17 protein-coding genes and 4 pseudogenes are annotated in these 19,437 nt (G+C 67.0%); 14 read left to right on the top strand and 7 right to left on the bottom strand.

The annotated features are described in order from the left end of the window. Positions 1–834: 834 nt before the first annotated feature. Both P2L57_RS39045 and P2L57_RS39040 read left to right on the top strand, forming a co-directional pair. Positions 835–1,920: an integrase core domain-containing protein gene (locus tag P2L57_RS39045; RefSeq protein ID WP_275823194.1), complete on the top strand. Its 1,086-nt coding sequence runs from the start codon at positions 835–837 to the stop codon at positions 1,918–1,920. A 9-nt stretch (positions 1,921–1,929) separates the two neighbouring features. Beyond that, a complete protein-coding gene (locus P2L57_RS39040; RefSeq protein ID WP_275823198.1) occupies positions 1,930–2,703 on the top strand; it encodes an IS110 family transposase in 774 nt (257 codons plus the stop codon). Here the strand turns inward: P2L57_RS39040 and P2L57_RS39035 are convergent. The 5 genes from P2L57_RS39035 to P2L57_RS39015 form a co-directional block, all read right to left on the bottom strand. After that, positions 2,650–2,967 carry an alpha/beta hydrolase family protein gene (locus P2L57_RS39035; protein WP_275823192.1) on the bottom strand — a complete coding sequence of 106 codons (318 nt, stop codon included), beginning with the start codon at positions 2,965–2,967 and terminating at the stop codon, positions 2,650–2,652. The genes P2L57_RS39040 and P2L57_RS39035 overlap by 54 nt on opposite strands. A gap of 38 nt (positions 2,968–3,005) precedes the next feature. Continuing rightward, a complete protein-coding gene (locus P2L57_RS39030) occupies positions 3,006–3,467 on the bottom strand; it encodes a cupin domain-containing protein (protein WP_275823190.1) in 462 nt (153 codons plus the stop codon). Between the two features lie 12 nt (positions 3,468–3,479). Continuing rightward, entirely contained in the window at positions 3,480–5,621 is a 2,142-nt protein-coding gene (locus tag P2L57_RS39025; protein ID WP_275823188.1) for a CocE/NonD family hydrolase, read from the bottom strand. Positions 5,622–5,784: 163 nt separating this feature from the next. Further along, positions 5,785–6,582, bottom strand: coding sequence for a hypothetical protein (locus tag P2L57_RS39020; protein ID WP_275823186.1), 798 nt, complete (start codon positions 6,580–6,582; stop codon positions 5,785–5,787). Positions 6,583–6,647: 65 nt separating this feature from the next. Further along, positions 6,648–7,220, bottom strand: coding sequence for a hypothetical protein (locus P2L57_RS39015; protein ID WP_275823184.1), 573 nt, complete (start codon positions 7,218–7,220; stop codon positions 6,648–6,650). A gap of 69 nt (positions 7,221–7,289) precedes the next feature. Between P2L57_RS39015 and P2L57_RS39010 the strand changes: the two genes are divergently transcribed. Next, complete coding sequence (locus tag P2L57_RS39010) at positions 7,290–7,595, top strand: virulence activator alpha C-terminal domain-containing protein (RefSeq protein ID WP_275823182.1); 306 nt, start codon at positions 7,290–7,292, stop codon at positions 7,593–7,595. A gap of 40 nt (positions 7,596–7,635) precedes the next feature. Here P2L57_RS39010 and P2L57_RS39005 read toward each other — a convergent pair whose 3' ends face one another. Then, positions 7,636–8,763: a glycosyltransferase gene (locus tag P2L57_RS39005; protein WP_275823180.1), complete on the bottom strand. Its 1,128-nt coding sequence runs from the start codon at positions 8,761–8,763 to the stop codon at positions 7,636–7,638. Between the two features lie 152 nt (positions 8,764–8,915). Between P2L57_RS39005 and P2L57_RS39000 the strand changes: the two genes are divergently transcribed. Next, positions 8,916–9,893, top strand: coding sequence for an AraC family transcriptional regulator (locus P2L57_RS39000; protein WP_275823178.1), 978 nt, complete (start codon positions 8,916–8,918; stop codon positions 9,891–9,893). A gap of 143 nt (positions 9,894–10,036) precedes the next feature. On the opposite strand, the gene P2L57_RS38995 is transcribed toward P2L57_RS39000, so the two are convergent. Then, positions 10,037–10,333 (bottom strand): hypothetical protein, encoded by a 297-nt coding sequence (locus P2L57_RS38995; protein WP_275823176.1) that lies wholly within the window; start codon positions 10,331–10,333, stop codon positions 10,037–10,039. Positions 10,334–10,424: 91 nt separating this feature from the next. Between P2L57_RS38995 and P2L57_RS38990 the strand changes: the two genes are divergently transcribed. The 10 genes and pseudogenes from P2L57_RS38990 to P2L57_RS38940 all read left to right on the top strand — a co-directional run. Then, positions 10,425–10,673 (top strand): integrase, encoded by a 249-nt coding sequence (locus P2L57_RS38990; protein WP_275823174.1) that lies wholly within the window; start codon positions 10,425–10,427, stop codon positions 10,671–10,673. Positions 10,674–11,184: 511 nt separating this feature from the next. Next, positions 11,185–11,583: an alcohol dehydrogenase catalytic domain-containing protein gene (locus P2L57_RS38985; RefSeq protein WP_275823171.1), complete on the top strand. Its 399-nt coding sequence runs from the start codon at positions 11,185–11,187 to the stop codon at positions 11,581–11,583. Then, positions 11,580–12,314: a zinc-binding dehydrogenase gene (locus P2L57_RS38980; RefSeq protein WP_275823169.1), complete on the top strand. Its 735-nt coding sequence runs from the start codon at positions 11,580–11,582 to the stop codon at positions 12,312–12,314. Before P2L57_RS38985 ends, P2L57_RS38980 begins: the two co-directional genes overlap by 4 nt. A gap of 126 nt (positions 12,315–12,440) precedes the next feature. Further along, complete coding sequence (locus tag P2L57_RS38975) at positions 12,441–14,018, top strand: mercuric reductase (RefSeq protein WP_275823167.1); 1,578 nt, start codon at positions 12,441–12,443, stop codon at positions 14,016–14,018. 57 nt (positions 14,019–14,075) lie between these two features. Next, positions 14,076–14,916: pseudogene (locus tag P2L57_RS41235) on the top strand (IS630 family transposase); the annotation flags it as partial. Positions 14,917–15,041: 125 nt separating this feature from the next. Further along, positions 15,042–15,498: pseudogene (locus tag P2L57_RS38960) on the top strand (helix-turn-helix domain-containing protein); the annotation flags it as partial. Positions 15,499–16,180: 682 nt separating this feature from the next. Beyond that, on the top strand, positions 16,181–17,344 hold the full coding sequence (gene ltrA, locus P2L57_RS38955) for a group II intron reverse transcriptase/maturase (protein ID WP_275823162.1): 1,164 nt from the start codon (positions 16,181–16,183) through the stop codon (positions 17,342–17,344). An 87-nt stretch (positions 17,345–17,431) separates the two neighbouring features. Next, positions 17,432–18,053, top strand: a pseudogene (locus P2L57_RS38950) (integrase core domain-containing protein); the annotation flags it as partial. A gap of 201 nt (positions 18,054–18,254) precedes the next feature. Then, complete coding sequence (locus tag P2L57_RS38945; protein ID WP_275823196.1) at positions 18,255–18,980, top strand: class I SAM-dependent methyltransferase; 726 nt, start codon at positions 18,255–18,257, stop codon at positions 18,978–18,980. A gap of 156 nt (positions 18,981–19,136) precedes the next feature. Continuing rightward, positions 19,137–19,437: pseudogene (locus P2L57_RS38940) on the top strand (hypothetical protein); the annotation flags it as partial.

The raw sequence follows: 19,437 nt of genomic DNA, 5'->3' as shown, positions 1-19,437 counted from the left end.
CCCGGCCCGGGACGGCCGCCCGGTTCGAAGAACAGACACCGCGCCAAGCGCCACGACGTCGGCAAGACCGTCAAACGCGCCGAGACCATCAAGGAACACCAAGCCCGCCGAGGATAAACGTCAAGCTAAGAAGCTGTTGTCTTTTCGATCTTGAGTGGTGTCCGTCGAACGGGAGTCTCGATCGGGTGATTGCGGCCGGTGCCGGGCATGGGAACAGAGCCTCTTGGTAGCTCGGAGGGTGTCTACGCCAACTCGCCTGCCAGGAGGCCCTGTTGTTGCAGTTGTATGCCACCGCGGAGACGGAGTCCACTTCGGTCACTCTCGTGTGTGACTGTCTGGCTCACCGGTTCGGGAACGCCTGAAGGGTGTCATTACTACCGCACGGCGGCTGAGCAGCGGCTTTGCAAGCGCGGGCTGCCCGGGCGTGATCGCGGTTCGTGGGCCTGCGACTGCTGTACTTGATCTTCTGTCGACTGCTGGACTGGCTGACGCTCCTGGGACGGTCCTCTGCGGCACACAAGGCCGAGATCCTCGCTCTGCGCCATGAAGTCGCCGTGCTCCGACGGCAGGTCGGGCGACCGCGGGTGTCATGGGCCGACCGCGCCGCACTCGCCGCTCTCGCGCGGCATCTGCCGTCCGCCCTGCGCCGCAACCGGCTGGTCACCCCGAACACTCTGCTCTCCTGGCACCGGCACCTGGTGCGATGGAAGTGGCGCCAGCCACCGGCCAGGCCCGGCCGACCACCTGTGCCGCTCGAAAATACGATTCTGGTCCTGAACTGCGGGTTTACCGACCTGATGCTGTGGCCTGCATGGCGTCTGGGACGATCCTTCGGTGCCCCTGTCGATCGTCACCGAGCTGGTCCGCAACCTGGTCACGGTGCCCGCTGCCGTACTGCGGAGCCGGGTGGCCAAGGATGCGGAAGTGCTCGCGCTTCGGCATGAGAACGCGGTGCTGCGTCGTCAGATTGCCCGGGTCCGTTACGAACCCGCCGACCGGATCTGGTTCGCCCTGCTGTCCCGGCTGGTCCCGCGCAAGCGGTGGCGCCAGATCTTCGCGGTCACCCCGTCCACACTGCTGGCCTGGCACCGCCAACTCGTTGCACACAAGTGGACGTTCACCCAGCACCGGCGCCCCGGTAGACCCTCCACCGCGTACACCATCAAGCAGCTCATCCTGCGGCTGGCCCGGGAGAACCACACCTGGGGTCACCGGCGCATACAGGGCGAGCTCGCTCGTCTCGGCTACCCGATCGCCCCGTCCACAGTCTGGGAGATCCTGCACGCCGCCGGCATCGATCCCGCCCCGCAGCGCTGCGGCCCGACCTGGCGGCAGTTCCTCACCTCCCAGGCCCACGGCATCATTGCCGCCGACTTCCTCCACCTCGACACCATCTCACTCAAGCGCCTGTACGCCCTGGTCTTCATCGAACACCGCACCAGGCGCTTACACCTCGCCGGCATTACCGCGCACCCCACCGCCCAGTGGACTATCCAGCAGGCCAGGAACCTCACCATGACGTTGGGGCGCCGCATGGAGTCGCTGCGCTTCCTTCTGCGGGACCGGGATGGCAAGTACACCCGTTCCTTTGACGCCGTCTTCGAGGCCGAGAACGTGGAGATCGTGCTCAGCCCACCCCGGGCACCGAGAGCGAACGCGATCTGCGAGAGAGCCGTGGGCACACTCCGCCGCGAACTCCTCGACCGGATCCTGATCTACGACCACGCTCATGCCCATGCAGTGCTTACCGAATACATCGAGCACTACAACCGCCACCGCCCCCACCAATCCCGGCAGCAACTGCCCCCGGAAAGCACCGATCCTCCCACTCCGGCCACCGTCACCGACCTCCAGGCCTGCCGAGTCCGGCGACAACCGGTCCTGGGCGGCCTGGTCAACGAGTACCACCACGTTGCCTGACCGAACGGCATCGCCGCAGCTCACAGGACCAAATCGTATTTTCGAGCGGCACACGACCGGGGCGGGCACGCGGCCGACGCCCAATTCCTCACGAACGCAGCCGGATACGCAGCCGCAATCGCGTTCTTGCAGGCCCACGGCAGCGTCGCCGCGATCGGGGTGGAGGGCACCTCCTCCTACGGCTCGGGCTTCACCCACGCCGCTCGGCAGGCCGGCCTGACAGTCGTCGAGGTCAACCGGCCCGACAAAGCCGAACGCCGCAGGATCGGCAAGTCCGACCCGATCGACGCCTACGCCGCGGCCCGTGCCGTCGTCTCCGGACGGGCGACGAGCGCTCCGAAGGACGAGGCCATCGTCGGGATACGCGCCCTGCAAACCGCGGCACGCTCCGCAATCAAGGCCCGCACCGCGACGCTCAACCAGATCGCGCATCTGCTGGTCACCGCGCCAGACTCCATCCGCGCCAAGTACCCTGCCGTGCCCGGCGACAAGCGCGTCGCCGCCCTCGCCCGCCTCCGGCCGACCACCGACCCCGCGCACGCACCGCTCCTGACAGCACTGCGCACGCTGGCCAGACGCGTCCAGAGCCTGACGGAGGAGCACACCGCCCTGACCGCCGAGCTGGACAGGCTGGTTACCGCCCTCAACCCAGGTCTGCGCGCCACCTACGGGGGGTTTCCCCGCGAACAGACCGATCGCCAACACCGTCCCACGCGGAGAAGCTGCACGTCAGCGGTTCCCAAGAATCAGGCGACAGAGTCCCGCAGGGATGTCCGCGGCTAGGCCGACGGAGTCGGGCGCGGATCCGAGGGCGTATGCGCCGCCGTGGAAGTAGAGGATCGCGGCCGGCGGATCGAGGTTCGGGGTCTCGACGATGACGACGGGCACGCCGCCGAGTTCGTCCTGCTTGATGGAAACATCGTCAGACAGCGGGACGGAGGCGATCATCTCGTGGAAGATCGCGCGCTGCTCGGCGATGTCGCCGCCGGCGTCGAGCGGGCCGTGCCGAAGGAGTTCGTCGAGTGCTTGGCGCCGCTGCCGCGTCATGGTGGGGCCTTTCCGGGGTATGGATGCTGACGAACGGCTCAGCGCGGCGGTCCGACGATGATGTTGCCGTACTTGTCCGCGAGGCCGGGGTCGGGTTTGACTTCGTAGCCGTCCGGGCGCGGTGTGGCCTTGTCGCGGCCGGTCTCCCGGAACATCCCTTCGATGCCGGCCGGTGTGTTGATCATCAGTAGGTCGGCTTTCTGCGAGGTGATGCGGTAGCCGTGCGGAATGTTGCGGGGCAGGTAGACGATGCCGCCTTCGGCGAGTTCGTATTCCTGGTCGTCGCACCACACCAGCGCGGTGCCCTTGATCAGCAGGAAGACCTCGTCCTCGCGGGTGTGCTTGTGGTAGGGCGGGGCCTCGCCCTCGGCGACGTCGAAGCGGCCGATCATCAACTGTCCGTCGGTGGCCTTGCCGTCGAGCAGCATCGCGAGGGTGCCGCCGTCGAGCCATTCGAGTTGCTGCTGCTGGTCGGGCTGCGCGAGATAGGCCATGCTCATGGTTTGCTCCGTTCAGGCATTGGGGCGGGGACGCTCGTGCAGTCGGAGCGTCGAAGGGTGCGTGCGGTCGTGGTGGTAGGTGTCGGTGCCGACCTTGGTCCCGTAGAAGTGGGTCATCGGTGCGTCGGTGATCAGCGAGTCCTGATTGGTGATCTCCAGTCTGATCCGGTCGCCTCGGCGGGCGAGGAAGGACATCGGCAGCAGTTCCACGCGCAGCTCGTAGACTTCGCCGGGCACGAGCGGTTCCACCTGCGAGTGCTGATGGAACGGGCGCATGTCGGAGGTCAGTTCCGGGTCCTCGGTGCGGTGCGAGGCGCGCAGCCAGCCCTGGGTCACCTTGACCGGCAGCCCGGCCTCGGGATCGCCAGAGACCAAGGACACCTTCACGAAGAGGTCGAGGTCGGTCTGGTCAGTCGACGCGTAGAGCGTCAGCACGCCGTGGCCGGTGAACTCCCGGTCCCGGTCCATCGGCGTGGTGGTGAACGTGTTGACGCGCGCGACGTGGTCGGACACTCCGTGCTTGTCGAACACGGTGACACCAGCCATCCATTGCGGGTCCGGGTAGGACCATGAGGTGGCATCCTGCTCGGCCTCCGGCGCGGTCTCGGTGAGCGAGCCGTCATTGAGCGAGGCGACGGCGCCGCTGTGCTCGCCGGAAAGGTGGAAGACGGTCGGTGCCGCATCCGGCGGCGGCCAGGACTCTGCGGAGCGGTAGGTGTCCTCCCCGTTGACGTAGAAGCGTGCCGCGGGCTGCTTCATCACTCCGTTCTCGATGCCTTTGAGGTGGTGGTCGTACCAGGGCAGTAGCTCATCGCGGTGGAACTGCTCGTCGAAGTAGTACTGCTGCGCAGCGGCGAAGCCGGCGGGGTGCGCGACCAGGAGCTTCTTCGGTCCGCGGACGCGTTCGAAGCCGTAGAAGTTGCCGCGCAGGTGCAGCGCGGCCTTACCCCACACCCCGATCGAGAACACCGGGATCTCCACCTCCGGCAGTTCCCAGAACGGTGATCTGCGCCGGTGCCACTCGTCGTCGAGGGGGTGGGAAAGGACGTCGTAGACGAACTCGTGCTTTTCGCCGACGTGGAAGTCGATCCCGCGCAGCTCGTGCTGGTAGAGCACTGATCCGAACAGCCAGGTGCTCAGGAAGCCCTGGATCGGGATGCCGCCGTGGTACATCCAGTCGCGGTACATGTCGGTCGCGCCGTCGTAGGCCACGATCGTCTTGAGGTGCGGTGGACGGGTGCGCGCGGCGTTCCACTGGCTCCAGCAGTAGTGCGACATGCCGATCATGCCGACGGCGCCTGTGCTCCACGGTAGGAGCGCGACGTGCTCGATCATGTCGTGGATCGCCTCACCCTCGGCACGCGAGACCGGGTCCCAGGTCCCCTCGGAGCGACCTGTGCCGGGAAGGTCCATCGCGACGTAGGCGTAGCCGTTGTCGAGGTAGAGCTGGATCGGGCCGTATTCGGTGAACGGGAACACCGGGCTCGGCGGTAGGTACCGCAGGGCCTTCTGATAAGGGGACGCGCCCAGCACGATCGGGAAGGGCCCGTCGCTACCCGAGGGAAGGTATACGTCGGCGCGCAGGAGGTTTCCCGTGTGGCCGCGCACCTCAACTTCAATCGGCTCTACGTTCACGTCGACCATGTCGATCCGTTCCGTATCCATTGCGTCTTGCCGGGGTGGGCCGCTTGCGCGGGTGAATCGGTGCTCAGTGCTTGGCACAGCCGCCGTCGACGTTGGTGATCTGGCCGGTGAGAAAGGCCGCGTCGTCGCAGGCCAGCAAGAACACCGGGCCGGCCAGGTCCTCGGGCTGCTCGTCGCGGTGCGGTGCCCGTGCATCGCGCTGCCCGCGAGGAAGGCGGCTGGGAAGCTGTGCCGGACGGCCTCGGTGGCGGTCAGACCGGGAGTGGTGCTGTTGACGGTGTTGCCGTGCTCGCCGAGGACGTGGGCCAGGCTGCGGGTGAAGCCGATGATGCCGGCCTTGGCGGCGACATAGGCGACCTGGTCCGCGACGCCGCTGTAGACGGCGGCCGAGCTGAAGTAGATGATCCGGCCCGAACCCTGCTCCTTCATGAGGGGAGCGAGCACACGGGTGATCAAGGAGGTTCTGGTCAGGTTGACGTCGATGATGTGGCGCCACTGCGCTGTGGTCATGGTCTCGAAGCTCCAGGACGGTGAAGTATCCGGCGCGGTTGACCAGGACGTCGAGGCGGCCAAAGCGGTCGCGGACGAGCGGGGCCACGTGCTCGCCGTCTTCCTCGGAGCAGACATCGGCGGCCACCGACTGGACCGCGACGGCGCGACGCCTCGTGGACATCTATCTCGCTGGCATGGCCCCCACGACACCGTCCCCCGGCCCCGGCACGTGATGAGTGCTCGGCCACGCTTCCTTGCTCTGCTCCACCATCCTTGCGTAGGTATCGGCGTTCACCTCGTTCTCGATCGCGAACCGAAGTAGTCCGTTGGACCACTCGTCGAATAGTGAGAACACCCGGTCCGCCATCACAATCGCCTTTCCGCGCTGGAGGTCGTCGAGCCTTGGCAGGCTCGATTCCGCGACCTCCGGGGACTTGATGCTGTGGGACGCCTCCGCGGCGTAATGCTTAGTGCCGAAGAACTCGCATTCCTGCCCGTCGCGCAGACTGATTCCCTGGCAATGTTCGAATATGGTGACGGACACCGCCTCGATGGCCTCCACCATCGCGAAGGCGGCGTACGCCGGCGCGCCGGCAGCGAGCGACGCCAGTTCGAGGCACAGGCGTCGAGAGTGGGCGAACTCCGGTCCCCAGAGCACGCGGGTGGCCTCGGACAGCGGCATCCGGCCGTCGGCTCCGAGCTTCTCCAGGTCCTGCAGCATCCACTGCCAATGGAAGTCTTCTTCGTAGGTGTGGGCATTCAGCAACGCCTGCAGGGGATCGAGGTGAGCATCCCCCTCGCCCTTGCGGAAGACGTACTTGTTGAGATCCGAGTAGCCCATGATGAACGGGATGACACTCGGCGCCCACGCCAGGCGCCGCTCGCCGGGCAGCGTCGTGTCAGCCAGCAGCTTGACAAGGAAATCATGTCTCTCGTATGCCTTACGTCGACCTTCGATATGGTCGATGACTACTTGCATCGTCAGCTCCCTGATGAGTGTTTGAAACGTCTTGTCCGTTGAGCGCGCCTTCGTTCAGGTGCTGATCAGGCGGCCGCGTTGCCGACGGTCGCCGCGGCTCCCTTGGCGCGGGCGTGCGCGGCGTAGCGGACGGTCAACAGGCCCGCGACGGCTAGGCCGACCAGCTGGACGGAGGCGGCGGCGAGGCTCTTGTGGGTGGCGTGGTAGGCCAACGCGATCAACGGCGCGGTGACGGTGAAGGCCGCGGCCCAGAACGCGCTGATGGTCATGTTCACCTTGAGGAAGCGGGGCTCCGTCCAGATCTCCTTGGGCGTGCTCTGCTTGGCGAAGTCCATCGTGAACGGCTTGCGCACGGCCATGCTGAACCACGCGACCAGCCCCAGGAAGGCATGGGATCCGGCGCCCGAGTAAGGCCGAAGGCCGGAGTGCGGGGAGACGGAGGCGAAGGCGGCGAGAAGGACGAAGTAGGCGAGCGTGCCGACATCAAGGATCAGATCCTCCCATCCGGTATCGGCGCGGCGCTTCTGTACCACGATCACGAGCGAGCTCGCGGCGGCGGCGATGGCGGCGGCCTGCCAGCTCTTCGAGCCCAGCACGGTGAAGAAGATCCACGGGAAGGCGCTGCGGAGAAGGCTCACGGCGGTACCTCTTTCGACCGCCCGACTTGTGACCTCACCGAGGCCGGCCGTGGCGAACTGCACCGCTGGATGGCCGAGACCGAACCCAACCGCGTTCAGCGCAACGAGACCCTGCTGCGGATCTTCTTCCTCGGCAACCTGACCCACAAGCAGGCCGCCGACTACCTGCGGCAGGAAGCCGAAGTGATCCGAAGTAGGCAGCAGATCCTCGACCACGTCGAGAACACGGCCGACTGGGAGCGAGACGACATCGCGGTCTACGGCCACCTGGCCCTCGAATACGGTCACCGGCTCATGGCTATGAACCTCGAGTGGACGGACTGGGCCATCGGGCAGCTTGACGCACGGCCGGCACGCGCCGACGAGTCCGGCTGACCGGCGCGCCCGCAGCTCGCGAAGCCGCCGCGCGCCGCTGTCAATCGATAGCGGCGGCCAGCTCGGCGGCTACCTGGGCCGGCGAAGCCATAGCCTTGATCTCGGCGGCCACGCGCTGCGCGGCTTCCTTGTAGCCGGGCGTCTCGAGGACGGACGCGACCGCCTCGGCGACGTCCCCGGGCTTGAACTCTCCGACCGGGAAGGCGATCCCGGCGCCCGCCGCGGCGGCGCGGCCGGCGTGCACGGGCTGGTCGGCGGCCAAGGGGGTCAGGACCATGGGGAGCCCGTGGGCGAGCGTGCCGAGGATCGTGCCCGCTCCGCCGATCGTCACCACCGCGTCGACGTCGCTGAGCAGTTGGGCCAGCGGGGTGAAGCCTACGAACTCGACGCGGTCCGAATCGACGTCGAACTCCTCGGCGGTCCGCATCGGACCAAGGGTGACGCGGATATCGAGATGACGGGTCAGCAGCGCTTGGACGATCGGGGTGATGACCTCGGGGATGACGAAGAGCGTGCCGAAGTTCACCAGCACCCGCGGCCTGGCCCGGCTCCCGCCGGGCGCGGGAACGGCGGCACCGCCGGTGTAGGCCTCGGGGCGCAGGGCCAGGCGCGTCGCCGGGGCCCGGAAGTCGTCGAACTGCAGGGCGGGCGGGCAGGTGTCCAGATACCAGCGGGCCTTGTGCGGCGTCAGACCGCGTGTGGCGTGGCTCTCCGCGGACCGCGCGTCGGCGGCGGCCACGCTCTCCGGGCGCACGGCGGGGCCGAGTGCGATCACCGCGTGCGGGATATCCAACGCGCTGGCCACGATCCGGCCGACGTAGTCCATCGCGTCCACGACGATCAGGTCCGGCGTGAACTCGCGCGCCGCGGCCAGGGAGTCCTCGTAGCCGAGGTCGATCCGGGCGCCGGCGAAGATCTCCGCCTCGACCTCGGCGCTCGGCGGCGCGGCGAGGATGTCGACGCCCGTGGTGCGCTTGAGTTCGCCCACGAGTTCCGGGACCTCGGGCCCCGCGGCCAGCAGGGCGATCTCCTCCGCCTCGAGCAGCGGGCCGAGGGAGGCGGCAGCGACGAAGGCCACCTGGTCCCCTCGGTCGCGCATCGCCCGGGCCAACGGCAACTGCGGGACGGCGTGGCCGAAGCCGGGGCAGCCGAAGAACAGAACACGCATCGCTAATCCATGGCTTTCTTGATCGGGATCATGTGGGTGGTCGACGTCATGATGGACAGTAGTGGTCACCCGGCCCCGGGAAATTGGACGCCGGCGCCACCCGGATGGGACTTCCGCGCCCAATTTCAGCGCGCTCGCGGTAGCGTGGGCTCGTGGCTCGAGGCGGCGGCGTGGACCCCGAGGACAGCACTCAGCGGCCCTCGATCGACATCACCGTGCCCTTTGCGCACGAGCGACGGAACGAACTGCTGATCAGCCAGTGGGAGCGGCAGGGGGGCAGCCTCCTACCGCCGCCCCCGCTGACCCTGCCGCGGCACGGCACCGGCGACTACACGGTGCGCCTCAAAAGGCTGAGTTTCCACGACGTCTTCATCGAGAATCAGTACAGCGACGCCCTTTCCGGCAGCACCGGCAGCCCGCACGGCCACCTCGCGGATCACGTCGTCGCCCACTTCAACTTCCACGGCCGGATGACCTACGCCTCCGAGCGTGCGACCGTCACAACCCGCCCCGGCCAACTGTGCACACGCAGGAACGGCACGTCCTGGAACTTCGAGGTCGGTCCGGGAACACACGCGGTCACACTCGCGCTGCCCGCCGAGAACATCCGCTTCCCCTCCATCGGCCCGATCATCGCCGCCGAGCAGGACACCCCGGCCGCGCGCCTGCTGCTGGCCCATCTGCGCGCCTGCGCGGAGATCGGCGGCCGGGACCGGCTCGGCGTGGCGGCCCGTAACGCCGCCGTCGAACTGCTCCAGGGCGTGCTCGACGACCAGGTCATCGACGATCCGCGCCTGTTCCCCACCCTGGTGAAGGCGGCGCAGGAGTACGTCGAAAGCCGACTGGCGGACCCCGACCTCGACCCCCGCGCCATCGCCCACGCCCTCCACGTCTCCGTCCGCACTCTCCACCGCGCCTTCGCCACCCGGGAGACCTCGATCATGGAGCACGTGCGGCAACGACGTCTCGAACGCGCCCGCGCCGACCTGCTCTCCACCGCCTGGACCGTCGCGGAGATCGCCGCCCGCTGGCACTTCCACGACAGCAGCCACTTCATCAGGGCCCACAAGAAGCGATACGGCGAGACCCCGACCACCCTGCGGAGGCGGGCAGAGCCCCGATCCACCTGAATCGCCCGTAACGGCGGCGAAGAACGACGCGGCCACAGCATGGAGTCGGCACGGTTTTCCTCCTTGCGGGTGCCGAAAACCCCATCCATGGCCTGTGGCCTGCAGGTTCTCGCGAAACGGCGGGCGGTCGCCGGACAGGCATGTCAGGCTGATCGATCGTGCTGTTGCGACTGCCCTACCTCGCCGTGTCGAGCGTCTTCGCCCTCATACGGCTGCTTCCAATGAGCGACACCGACAAGGACATCGAAATATTGACGCTGCGCCACCAACTGACGGTCCTGCAACGGCAGATCGACAGGCCACGCGTCACCCCGGCGGACCGCGCCTTCCTGGCTGCGCTCCTCCACCAGTTGCCTCGCGCCCGACTGCGGACGCTCCACCTGATCGTCTCCCCGGACACGATCCTGCGGTGGCACCGAAACCTCATCCGACGCCGCCATACCCGCATCTCCCTGAAGGGTGTCTTTACTGCCGTACAGCGGCTGACCAACAGCTTTGCGAGCGGCCGTGCTCCGGGCATGATCCCGGTTCGTGGGTTTACGACTGCTGTACTTGATCTTCTGCCGACTGCTGAGCCGGCTGACACTGCTGGGGCGCTCCTGCGCCGCACACAAGGCCGAGATCCTCGCCCTGCGCCACGAGGTCGCCGTCCTGCGCCGACAGGTCAAGCGGCCGCGGATCTCGTGGGCCGACCGCGCCATGCTCTCCGCTCTCGCGCCGCATCTGCCATCCGCCCTGCGGCGGCACCGGTTGGTCACCCCGGGCACGCTGCTGACCTGACACCGGCGCCTGGCGCGCTGGAAGTGGCGCCAACCACCGAGCAAGCCCGGCCGACCACCGCTGCCCGACGAGATCGTCGCACTCATCCAGCGCCTGGCCGAGGAGAATCCGACCTGGGGGTACGTCAGGATCCAAGGTGAGCTGCGACGGCTCGGCCACCGGGTCGCCGCTGCCACCATCGTGATCGCGGCCGCGGTCGCACTTGCCAAGATCCCGTGGCCCTGCGAGCGCACCCGCAAGACCTTCCACGACTGAGTGTCGCCGGTGGCGCGGGCCGCGGAATGGTTCGTCAACGCCGTGGCTGTGGCTCGGCCAGCGGTTCAACGTCGGACGGATGGCGGTCGACGCCATCCTGGCGGCGTTTGGCGCCGCGCTTCCTCAATCGGTGGTCACCCTGGCCGCCGTCCCACTGGCGGCACCGCGCAGGCCCGCGACAATCGCAAATAGTGGTTCGGGACAGCTTCTGGTGGCGAGAGGTGTCCTTCCACAAGAGGCTGCGAGGAGGAGCGTCATGACGCAGACTGAGAAGATTTCGGAGACGTTTCTCGGCGTCGGTTACACAAGAGACCGAGCTGGGTTGCCGCTCGAGGCGGTGCGTGTTCCCGTCCCGCAGCCGGCGGCCGATCAGGTGCTGATCCGCGTCGCCGCCTCGTCGCTCAACCCATTGGAGTACAAGCTGGCTGACCTCAATTTCATGGGACGGACGCCCCCTGTCGTTCTCGGTCTTGACCTGGCGGGCGTGGTGGTCGCCGTGGGCCGCGATGTGAATGGCGTGGCCATCGGGGATGCGGTGGCTGCCATGGCCGATTTGAACGGTGATGGCGGCTGGGCCGCAACGGGCGGGAACGGAGGCGAGGGCGGGTATGCCCTCGCGCACCGATTCCCACCGTTTGCAAGCCACCGACTGTGAGCTTCCACGATGCAGCGGTACTGCCGATGGCCTTCCTGTCCGCCTTCTCAGGTCTTTACCGGGCGGTCCAGGCCGACGATACGGGCTATATCCCGGGTGGTGGGGGCGGCGTCGGGCATCTCGCCGTGCAGATGGCGGCGCGTTCCCTGGAGGCCGGACTGGTTATCGGCAGCGGCAGCACGCCGCAATCAATCGCACTGGCCCGGCAGTCCGGCGCCCACCACGTTTTCAATTACAAGCGCGACGACATTGCCGCCGAAATCGCCAAGCTGACCGGTGACCGGGGTGTTGACCTCGTCTTCGACACCACCTACAGCGAGCAGGGATTCGTCGAGACCGCGAAGGCCGTCCGGCGAGACGGCAGTTGGATCGTGCTCGGCGTCGGGCCCGGCAAGACGACACGTCTGGCCGAAACACACAGCCCGGTAGATGCCATCCTGGCCGAGCGTGGCGCCAAACGTGTCGACGTCAATCTGCTGCGCTACTTCTCCGAACCCGCCACGCTCGACAGGGAGGCGCGCGCCTTTCTCCAGCGCGGGATGGCTCTGGCGATGGAGTGGGCGACGCAGGGACTTGTGGTCCCGTACATCGGCCAGACCATCGACAGCACCGTCGAGGCAATCAATGCGGGACTGCAGTCGATGAGGGCGGGCCATGGCGCAGGGGGCAAGGTGGCGGTGATCGTGGATCGCGACCTGGCCCTGAGTGCTTCTTCTGTACGCTCACGATAGCCCGCTCACCGGCGCATATGCCGGCAGGGGGCTTTTGCGTGCGTCCGGTGGTATGAGGCCCGAGCCCAGCACCCATGTGGTCTCCCGCTCAATGGCTGGGCTGTTCGGCAGCCGGGGAGCGCCGCCTTGCCCATCACCGATCAGCCGAGGCCCGGGCACGACGTCGCCAGCATGGCCCTCACCACCCACGGCGCCGACCCGAACCTATTCGCGGCCCTTGATGACGGCCCGATCACCCCGCCGATCAAGAACCCACCCCACCCGGCTGCAACCTTCAGTGCGCATGAGAAAGCACAGAGTTACGATCTTCCCGTGGCGGACGAGAGCTATGACGTGATGGTGATCGGGACCAGCCAGGGCGGCCGGTTCCTCCCCCTGGATCTGGCGAAGGCAGGCAAGAAGGTGGCGCTCGTCGAGCGCGACCACCTGGGCGGCGTCTGCGTGAACACCGGGTGCACCCCGACCAAGACAATGATCGCCAGCGCGCGCCTCGCCTACCAGGCGCGGCGCGGCGCGGAGTACGGCGTGCGGACCGGTCCGGTGTCGGTCGACCTCGCCGCCGTGCGGGAGCGCAAGCGGGCGATGGTCGCGGGCGCGCGGGAGAACTACGCGAGCCGCCTGACCCAGGACGGGCTCGACGTGATCGAAGGCGAGGCCCATTTCACGGGGCCCAAGACCGTCGAGATCGCCTTGAGCGACGGCGGGAGGCGACAGATCAGCGCGCCGGTGATCGTCATCGACACGGGCACCAGGCCCAAGCCGCTGGCGATCAGCGGCGCGCAGAACGTCACTGTCCTGGACTCGACATCGATCATGGAGCTGGACGCGCTCCCTGAGCATCTGATCATCCTTGGAGGGGGCTACATCGGCCTGGAGTTCGGGCAGATGTTCCGCAGGTTCGGCAGCGAGGTCACGATCGTTCAGACCGGCCCGCGCCTGCTGATGAAGGAGGACGACGACGTCTCTGACGAGGCCGCAGCCATCCTGCGCGACGACGGGATCACGGTCCTGACCTCTACGATGCCGGACCAGGTCGAGGAGGCAGGCGGCGGGCGGCTGCGTCTGACCGTTGGCACGCCGGACGGCGAGCGGCAGATCGAGGGCTCCCACCTGCTGTCGGCCATCGGCCGCGTCCCCAACACCGAGAGACTCACGCTGGCGGCGGCCGGCATCCGGCTGCGCGACAACGGCTTCATCGCGGTCGATGAGTCCCTGGAGACCTCCGTCCCCGGCATCTACGCCATGGGAGACGTCAAGGGCGGCCCCGCTTTCACCCATCTCTCCTACGACGATTACCGCATCCTGCACGCCAACTTGCTCGGCCGCGAGAAGGCGAGCACGCGGGACAGGATCGTCCCGTACACCGTCTTCATTGACCCGCAACTCGGCCGCGTTGGCATGACCGAGCGGCAGGCCAGGGAGGAGAACCGCGCGGTGCGCGTCGCGAAGCTGCCGATGAGCGCCGTCATCCGGGCCCTTGAGACCGGGGACACGCGCGGCTTCATGAAGGCCGTCATCGACGCGCACACCCAGCAGATCCTCGGCGCCGCCGTGCTCGGCGCAGAAGGCGGCGAGATCATGACGATCATCCAGGTCGCCATGCTGGGCAAGCTCCCGTACACCGCCATGGCGAACGCCATCTTCACGCACCCGTTGCTGGCGGAGGGTCTTAACAGCCTCTTCATGACGCTCGACGCCTACTGAGGTTTTCGGCTTGTTGTCGGTGGTGACGGTAACTGCCGCTCGCGGTACGCCGGTTGCATGCGATACGCGCAAGGGGGCGGGCTGACCGCTGAGCGGCAGGCGTTCAGAGAACGGATCCGGATGGAGGCAAGCGAGCGATTCATCCGGGGCGAGAAGACCACGACGATCGCCCGGGACCTGCGGGTGAGTAAGCGGTCGGTTGAGCGGTGGCGCCGTGCCTGGCGTGAGGGCGGGATACAAGCCTTGCAGTCCCAAGGCCCGGCCAAACAGCCGAAACTAACCGATGAACAGTTCGCTGTGCTGGAGGAACTGCTGGCCCAGGGGCCTACCGTGCATGGCTGGACGGACCAGCGATGGACCCTGGTGCGAGTGAAAACGGTGATCGGCAGACGCTTCCACCTGACCGTGTCGGTAGCCGGAGTGTGTCGTCTGCTGCGCCGAGGCGGCTGGTCCTGGCAGTGCCCGGCCCGTCGTGCCATGGAACGCAACGAGCACGCGGTGCAGTTGTGGAAGAAAGACGTGTGGCCGCACGTGGAAGCACCGCCGCGGCGCTCGGGGCCTGGATCGTCTTCGAAGACGAGGCCGGCTTCTCGATGACTCGATGACGCCGCCACGCGCCCATACCTGGGGCCGCCGCGGGCACACCCCTGTGGTGCGGGTCAGGGGCCGGTCCTACCGGCGCATCTCGATCGCGGCCATGGCCTGCTACCGGCCCGGCGAACGGCCCCGCCTGATCTACCGGCCCCGCGTCTACGAAAAGCGCAAACGCGAACGGACAAGCTTCGACTGAACCGGCTACCGGGACCTGATCGCCTGCGCTCACCAGCAACTGGGCGGCCCCATCATCCTTGTCTGGGACAATTTGAACACTCATCGCGCCGCAGGGATACGGCAGTACTGCCCTTGCCGATAACCTCATCCGGCCTGGTGAGAGGCGGTGTGTCACGGCACATGGGACGTCGACCGTATCGCCCGATCCGGCGCTCTGGCAGGCTGGACCATCACCCGCCATGATGATCGGCCGTGCTGTTGAGACTGGCCTACCTGGGTGTGACGAACGCGTTCGCGATGCTGCGGTTACTGCCGATGAGCGAGCGGGAAAAGGATGTGGAGATCCTGGCGCTGCGTCATCAGATCGCGGTGCTGGAAAGGCAGCTGAGTGGACAGCGGGTACGGTTCAGCGCGGGCGATCGGGCGTTCCTGGCGGCGCTGTTGCACCAGTTGCCAACGCAGGCGCTACGCCGGATCCGCTTGCTGGTGCGGCCAGACACGGTGCTGCGTTGGCACCGCGACGTGGTCGCCCGCCGTCACGCGGCCCAGTCCCGTCCCCATCGCGGAGGCCGGCCCCGCACCGTGCGCTCCATCCGATCCCTGGTGCTGCGGCTGGCCCACGAGAATCCGCGTTGGCTGCCGTCGGATCCAGGGCGAATTGGTTCGGCTCGGGCATTCGGTCGGCTCGACGACGGTCTGGGGAATCGTGTGTCACGAACGCGGAAGGGAGCTCAGCATGTTGTAGGTCGTTGAGCTGAGCATCCTTGATGCGGTGCTGTACGGGAGATGAAGGATTGGCCCTTCGGAGTCGCCCTGCGGGGGGAGGCTTCAAACCGCCTCATGCTGCGTTGGCTGAAGACCGTCGTGGTGAGCGATGAGGAAAAGGCGCCCGAGAGGCGTCAGGTAGGGGCAGGGAAGACGATCACTGTTTGAAGCGTCGAAACAGACTCAGACGACATCGAAACCGGGGCGTAGATTTCCGGTCCGGGATGAGCCTGGCGGGAGCCCGCCGACTGGCCAGGCGGTGTCCGGCGTAGAGGTGACGTGAGCCCTGCCTGCCGCTCCCGTACGGAACGTGAGAAGGCGTGTCCTCGCACTGCCGCGGTTCAGCGCGCGGTAACCGGGAGTGCCCGAGTCGGGAGTTCCCCGTAGGGACGTGAGTACCGTCGCGGGACACGCCGGCGGACCGGCTCGTAGTAGTGCCGAAACCCCTGTAACGGGGGTGGAGCGAAGGGGCCGGGTCGTTCGTGGCTTTGTTCGTTCGGTCAACCAGAAGTGCTCTGGGAGGAGCCCGATGGACGAGTTGAAAGCATCTGACAAGCCGTTCCGCATCTCCAAGCGGGAGGTGTGGGACGCCTGGACCAAGGTGAAGGGCAATCAGGGAGCGCCCGGTGTGGACGGGCAGTCCGTCGAGGGGGTTCGAGAAGGACCTGCGGGGCAACCTGTACAGGATCTGGAACCGGATGTCCTCGGGGACGTACTTCCCGCCCCCGGTCAAGGCGGTGGAGATCCCCAAGGCGCACGGTGCCGCAGGTACACGTGTGCTCGGGGTGCCTACTGTCGCCGACCGGGTGGCGCAGACGGTGGTGGCCGCGCACCTGGAGGAGCGGGTGGAGCCCGTGTTCCACCTGGACTCCTACGGGTATCGGCCGAGCCGTTCGGCGTTGAACGCGGTCGAGGTCTGCCGCAGGCGCTGCTGGGAGTACGACTGGGTGATCGATCTGGACATCCGGAAGTTCTTCGACAGCGTCCGGTGGGACCTCGTCCTCAAGGCCGTGGAAGCGCACACTGACGCCCGCTGGGTGACGTTGTATGTGAAGCGGTGGCTGGCCGCTCCGCTGCAACTGCCCGACGGGAGCCTGCTGGAGCGGGATCGAGGCACCCCACAGGGTTCATCGGTCTCGCCCGTCCTGGCGAATCTGTTCCTGCACTACGCGTTCGACGCTTGGCTGGCCCGGGAGTTCCCGGCCGTCGTCTTCGAACGATACGCGGACGATGCGGTGGTGCACTGCACCACCGAGTACCAGGCCCGCAGGGTCCTGGCCGCGCTGCACGAGCGGATGGCCCAGGTGGGACTGGAACTGCACGCGGACAAGACGAGGATTGCGTACTGCAAGGACAGCAACCGGCGCGGTGCCTTCGAGTGCACGTCGTTCACGTTCCTGGGGTACACCTTCCAACCGCGTGCGGCCCGCCGGAAGGATGGGGTGCAGTACACCCGCTTCCTTCCGGCCGTCAGCAAGGACGCTCTGAAGAAGATGAACGTGGTCGTGCGGTCCTGGCGACTGGACCACCGCGTCAGCAGCACCGAAGCTGACCTCGCACGCATGATCAACCCGATCGTGCGGGGATGGATGGCCTACTACGGGGCCTTCCACCGCTCGGCGCTGACGCCCCTGCTCTACCGCATCAACACCTACCTGCTGCGGTGGATCAGAAAGAAGTACAAGAAGTTGCGGGGATGGAGAACGGCCCTCGACGCGATGCGCGTCGCTGCCGCCCGTCAGCCGCGGTACTTCGCTCACTGGATCTGGGTGAAACCGGCCCCCAGATGACCAGAACGACAAGAGCCGTATGACGGGAGACTGTCACGTACGGATTCTGTGGGAGCCCGAGGGTGAGATTCCCTCGGGCTACCCGACCTCCAAGCCGAAGGCATCGACCCCGCACCCGACCGCGCCACCACGACCTGGGCCGCCTTCCTACGCTCCCAAGCCGACGCCCTCCTGGCCTGCGACTTCATCGAAACCGTCACGCTGACCGGCCAACGCCAGTACATTCTCGCGGTCATCGAACACGCTACCCGCCGCATCAGGATCCTCGGCACCACGGCGCATCCCACCGCGCCATGGGTGAGCCAGGCCGCACGAAACCTCGTCATGGACCTCGAGGACGCCGCAGCCACCGTCACGTACCTGATCCGGGACCGGGACGCGAAGTTCCCCGCGCTCTTCGACCAGATCCTTACAGCCGCCGGCATCCAGGTCGTGCTCACCGGCGTCCGCATGCCACGCATGAACGCCATCATGGAGCGCTGGGTCCAGACCTGCCGCCACGAACTCCTAGACCGCACCTCATCTGGAACGAGCGCCACCTGCGCCACGCCCTCCGCCAGTTCGAGCTGCACCACACCAAGCGATCAATCAGGCGGCGCCCCTACGCGCCGTCCCCGAACCGCGCGACTCCAGACAGGCCACGCACATGAACATACGCCGCAGAGACCGCCTCGGCGGAGTCATCCACGAGTACCACCATGCCGCTTGAACTGCACGGATGGGTTTTCGGCAGGCGCAGAGCTGCCGCCGGGGACTGGGGCGCCTACGCAGCCGAGATCAGCCGCCGAAACCCTACCGCTTCAGTCGGCAAGGGTGAGTACCTCAGTTGGCTTGCAGCCGCCCATACAGCGGTCCGCTCTCCGCCAAATTGAGCGGCAGCCGACCACACACTGCCTATACCTTCGGGCGCATGGCTGATGAGATCTTCGGGTATCCACGGCTGGCAGCGATCTACGACCCGCTTGATCCAGATCGCACTGACCTCCACGCCTACCTCGTCCTCGCTCAGCAACTCGACGCGAAGCGGGTCCTGGATATCGGCTGCGGCACCGGCGTGTTCGCACTCCTGCTAGCCGATCGCGGGATCGAGGTCGTCGGCGTCGATCCCGCCCAAGCCTCCATCGACGTGGCCAGGGGAAAGCCGGGCAGCGATCGCGTCCGCTGGATCTGCGGTGACGCGGCAGTTCTTCCTCCTCTGAAGGTGGACCTTGCCACCATGACGGCGAACGTCGCACAGGAGATCGTCGCCCCGGAGGCATGGCAGCAGACGCTGCGGGGGGCTCATGGGGCACTGCGGCCCGGTGGACATCTGGTGTTCGAGACCAGGGATCCGGCTGCACGCGCCTGGGAGTCGTGGAACCGCGCAGCATCGCCCCGAGTCACGGAGATCCCGGGTGTCGGCGCGGTCGAGAGCTGGATTGAGCTGGTCGAAGTGAGCCAACCCGTCGTGACGTTTCGGTGGAACTACGTGTTCGCTGCGGACGGGCAGCACCTCATGTCCGATTCGACCCTCAGATTCCGGGGCCGCCAGGAGGTTGAGGCCGATCTGATCGCGCAGGGCTACGTGCTGCGAGAGGTCCGGGACGCTCCCGATCGTCCGGGCAAGGAGTTCGTCTTCGTCGCTCAAAGACCATGACCCTCGCGATTCTGTCGCCCAGCGACTGAGCACCGGGCCGGCCAACTCTCGCGCTCAGGGGCAGCTGAAGCGCTCAACCCCAGGAACAACTCCTGAGCCTGGGTATTCCGAGAGTTCCAATACCCGACTCCACCATTAGCGATTTACCCGGAGGACGTGATCTCCCATCACCGGGCCTTCATCGCCCGCCGCAGAACCGAGCGGCCCAGCGAGGAGTACCGCGAGCTCACCGCCACCGAGTGGGACGAATTCCTGGCCCACTTCGAGCTCCGCAAGGTTGCCCTGGGGACCTGCGGTCGCGACTACGCGACCCCGTGCCAGCATGAAAACGCCCCGTTGACTGAACGAACTCTAGAGATTGCCCAGTTCAATGGGCGGATGAAGGCATCGAGCACTACGGTCACCGGTCGTGATGAACGATGCTCCCCGACGAGATTTGGCGGCCCTGGTGGTTCCC

The sequence above is a fragment of the Streptantibioticus ferralitis genome, assembly GCF_029223525.1.
GTDB lineage: Bacteria > Actinomycetota > Actinomycetes > Streptomycetales > Streptomycetaceae > Streptantibioticus_A > Streptantibioticus_A ferralitis.
The sequence above is the reverse complement of the archived record's forward strand: the minus strand, read 5'-3'. Positions and strand labels throughout refer to the sequence as shown.

Coding starts and splice junctions, on each gene's coding strand:
- P2L57_RS39035 (WP_275823192.1), bottom strand. CDS start 2,967: ATGACGCGGCAGCGGCGCCAAGCACTCGACGAACTCCTTCGGCACGGC.
- P2L57_RS39030 (WP_275823190.1), bottom strand. CDS start 3,467: ATGAGCATGGCCTATCTCGCGCAGCCCGACCAGCAGCAGCAACTCGAA.
- P2L57_RS39025 (WP_275823188.1), bottom strand. CDS start 5,621: ATGACCACAGCGCAGTGGCGCCACATCATCGACGTCAACCTGACCAGA.
- P2L57_RS39020 (WP_275823186.1), bottom strand. CDS start 6,582: ATGCAAGTAGTCATCGACCATATCGAAGGTCGACGTAAGGCATACGAG.
- P2L57_RS39010 (WP_275823182.1), top strand. CDS start 7,290: ATGGCCGAGACCGAACCCAACCGCGTTCAGCGCAACGAGACCCTGCTG.
- P2L57_RS39005 (WP_275823180.1), bottom strand. CDS start 8,763: ATGCGTGTTCTGTTCTTCGGCTGCCCCGGCTTCGGCCACGCCGTCCCG.
- P2L57_RS38995 (WP_275823176.1), bottom strand. CDS start 10,333: ATGGCGGCGTCGGATGAGGTTTCGGTGCCACCGCAGGATCGTGTCCGG.
- P2L57_RS38985 (WP_275823171.1), top strand. CDS start 11,185: ATGACGCAGACTGAGAAGATTTCGGAGACGTTTCTCGGCGTCGGTTAC.
- P2L57_RS38945 (WP_275823196.1), top strand. CDS start 18,255: ATGGCTGATGAGATCTTCGGGTATCCACGGCTGGCAGCGATCTACGAC.